The sequence below is a fragment of the Flavobacterium sp. ALJ2 genome, from assembly GCF_015594725.1.
Lineage (GTDB): Bacteria > Bacteroidota > Bacteroidia > Flavobacteriales > Flavobacteriaceae > Flavobacterium.
In genome coordinates, this window is record NZ_JADNRC010000037.1 from 1 (window position 1) to 3,503 (window position 3,503).

Below are 3,503 nucleotides of genomic sequence, written 5' to 3' on the forward strand. Positions count from 1 at the left end.
ATTGAAAAGGCTAGTTTAAAAATTGAACGTATTCAAGTTATCCAAGCAAGGCGACAGATTTTGAAAAATGGTGGACAAGCCGGTGACTTAATACTAACTCATAACCATTTTGGCAATTCAGCATTGAGCCCATCAGACATACTCATAGCTATAGAATATAATTTAAAAGAAATTCGTGCTGTAGGTAGTTCTGGTGTAGATTACAGTTTAAAAAGAAAAAAGCCTTATCCCTCTAAAGATGCATATGAACTCATAATTAATAAAGTGAATAATAAAATGAAATCAAGATACCCTACTCTTCACCTCACGAAATATACAAATGGTGGTAATAACATTGAAAGGGCACAGTTTTATGCAGAAACCTTACTTAAAGAATTTGAAGATTATCTAGAATACACTAAATTCACCATTTAAAATAAAAATAAAAGAATGAAAAAATTGCCAAAACTAGATTTTTTATACTTTGACTTTGATTATACTGAAGAAATTTATTTCAATAGAAGAAATTTATATTACGATAAGTTTTACAACGATGAAGAGCATTTTGATAATTATTCTAAAACCTGCTCATTTGAAGAGCTTATTTATTTAATGATTTACATCTATAAAGATAAATACCCCAGAACAAGATTTACTCATACAATTTCATTAGACGCAGAATCAAAAAATTTACATTCTTATACAAACAGGAAGGAAAGGTTTGTAAGTGAAGATCTATATATATTTAGCAATTTCATGAGGAATGAAGTATCCGCTATGGAGATTCAATATCATAATGAAGAATATCCAGATGAGGAAACTATAGAAAAATATTGGAGTAGTGAATCTTTTATGCAAAATCTTTTTTTAGAGTTTAATAAAGAAGTCCCAATTCATATCATCGACAAAGCTCTGGAAGGAAAAGAATATACTAAAGTTGAAAAAGATGATGTATTACTTTATGAAGTAAAAGACAGTCCTATCGCTTCATTAGCAGTAACTAAAAACAGTATAAAACTGAATATAAATGAAGACAAAATAATATTATATGTTTCTGTTTTATAATTGTAACAATTAATCAAATATAAAATTACTCCCTCCATTAACACCCGTTTTTCCAAAGTAGAAAAACGGATGTTTTTTTGTTATTTATCTCAATTTAAACCTCCAAAATAAAATCAGAAAAGATATAAAAACAACTACTGAAACTACTGATTTACAAGTCTATATTATTTTTTAAACGCGCTATTTCGGCGTATTTTTACAGTTTTATGGAAGCATTTAAAGAATTTATTTCCAAAAACAAGCCGAAAGAATAATAGTTTGAAAAATCATATCTAAATAATAAAGATAAATTTGAAATCATTTTTTAACCAATTATACACTAATATGCCGAGTACAACCTATATAAGTTACGAAAAAAAGAAAGGATTCCAGATTGGAGAATATGAATTTGAAATCATCAGTGCATTTATAATAAATGCATTTGAACAAATTGGGTTACAAAATAAACCTGATTGGTACTTAGGTATTTACGAGGATTTTGATGAAATCATGAAAGGACATCAACAAAGAGTTATGTTTATTTTATTCGATGATTATTTAGCTTTTATACCTGAGAGAGAACTTAAAATAATTGAAGTCTTTGAAGTTGCAAAAAAATTAATTCAGGAAGAAGGCGAAAAATTACTTCCTGAAAAGCTCAATAAGATGCAAGAAATAAAAGACTGGCCACAAACGCGGGTAGAATGGACTGGTCCTTTATACACAGATGATATGATTCATGTAATTGATATCATGATAAAAATATTGAAAAAAGAATGGAATAATGGAGATTACAAAGTAGAATTCAAATATTAAGACTTTTTCAAACAAGTAATGAACTTAACAGAAATTCAAGAATATTTTTCAAATAGTTTGATAACATTCGAAAACAATGATATCATTAACCAATCTTTATCAAAAGAAACAGCAGATATTTTATACAAAATAGGCTTGCCTAATCATAATACTTTTGGTGGAGACTATGAGTTTTTTGGAAATGTCGAATTATTGGATGGAAAGTATTTAAAAATTGGTACTAAAAATACTTTTATTAATGAACCTTTTGGATTGTGCATTGATATTGAAACTCAACAAATAATTGGCAGAACACATTATCAAGAAGGAATAAGAACCTATACTATTAATAAAAATCTAAAAACTTATCTTGAATATTTATACGTGTTCAAACGTTTTACCAACGAAATAAAAATACCTCAAACTTTAGGAGAGTACCATTTACATCATGAAAAATATGCTCAGGAATTAAAAGATAGATTAATAGCTGTAGATAAAGATGACGTTAATACCGATTTTTGGTATAGTTCTATTGGAGAAATGGAATTGGGAGTTATATAATTCAAATTTATATGAAATATGTTTCAACTTTGAATTTGATAAATTCTTAAGAACCTGATAAACATTAATTATACTTAAATCCTCGTTTTAATAAGAAACGGGGATTTTTTCATACAATTATCTCAATTTAAACCTCCAAAATAAAATCAGAAAAAGTATAAAAATCACTACTGAAACTACTGATTTACAAGTTAGTATTATTTTTCAAACACGCTATTTCGGCGTATTTTTACAGTGTTCTTAAAGACAGGTATTCCATCTCAAATAGAAACCAAAAAGAACCTTTTTTAAGATTTATTTACCTCTTTATTTAAACAGTAAATAAATTTAAAATACAAATAATCTTATCGAATATTAAAATTCCTGGTTGTCTTCAAACTACTATTCGAATATTGAACTTTATAATGATTTTTTAATTAAAAAAAACATTAAAATTGATAATCCTTTCATGCTAGCTAACGAAGTAAGTGATATTCAAAATTTACTAGCAAACATTGGGAGTTTTCAAAAATAAAAAAATAAAAATCAAATTATATTTCAATCTAAAAATAGGATTCGCTCCATCGACAATAACAAGGTTTATACCCAAAAATTCTGTCATAAGTTACTTTGAGTATATCTTAGATAATAATAGAAACTTAATTAAAGAAGCAATTATGTTTGATGATGGAGTATTAACAGTAAAGTACTTTTATAAAAACCATAAGATTAACAAAATCACTTATTCTTTAAGGTATAACAATGGAGAAATATTGGTATCAAATAAAAACTATATTTTTTTATAAGATTTTCTTAGTAAAAGACACAAACTATAAATTAAGATGAAAACATATTATCATACATGATGAATATCGCCATTAGTTTTTATATTACTTTGGATTAAGAAAAATATCGGTAATAAAGCACAAAAATTGCAACTGGATTCTTTTCCTAAAAATGCTCCTCTCAATTTCAACGGAATTATTAAGGGATATAAAATTAGTTGTAATCGTCATCAGTTTGAAGCTATTGTTGATTTAAAAAATATTGAATTTAAAGTGTCTTTTCCAGTAAAGACTTTCTTTCTTTTAGACATTTTCGATCTTCAAAAGAACTTAGCTCTTAGATTTGAAACTGATAGTTAC

Annotated in this window: 5 protein-coding genes; all 5 read left to right on the forward strand. The window is 26.5% G+C overall.

Features of this window, described 5'->3' with window-relative positions:
• On the forward strand, nucleotides 1–414 hold a 414-nt coding region (locus IUY40_RS19030; RefSeq protein WP_195738435.1), incomplete at its 5' end, for a hypothetical protein.
• 15 nt (nucleotides 415–429) lie between these two features.
• On the forward strand, nucleotides 430–1,044 hold the full coding sequence (locus tag IUY40_RS19035; protein ID WP_195738436.1) for a hypothetical protein: 615 nt from the start codon (nucleotides 430–432) through the stop codon (nucleotides 1,042–1,044).
• Between the two features lie 291 nt (nucleotides 1,045–1,335).
• Complete coding sequence (locus IUY40_RS19040; RefSeq protein ID WP_195738437.1) at nucleotides 1,336–1,839, forward strand: hypothetical protein; 504 nt, start codon at nucleotides 1,336–1,338, stop codon at nucleotides 1,837–1,839.
• 18 nt (nucleotides 1,840–1,857) lie between these two features.
• Entirely contained in the window at nucleotides 1,858–2,379 is a 522-nt protein-coding gene (locus IUY40_RS19045; protein WP_195738438.1) for a hypothetical protein, read from the forward strand.
• Nucleotides 2,380–3,290: 911 nt separating this feature from the next.
• On the forward strand, nucleotides 3,291–3,503 hold a 213-nt coding region (locus IUY40_RS19570), incomplete at its 3' end, for a hypothetical protein (RefSeq protein ID WP_229335681.1).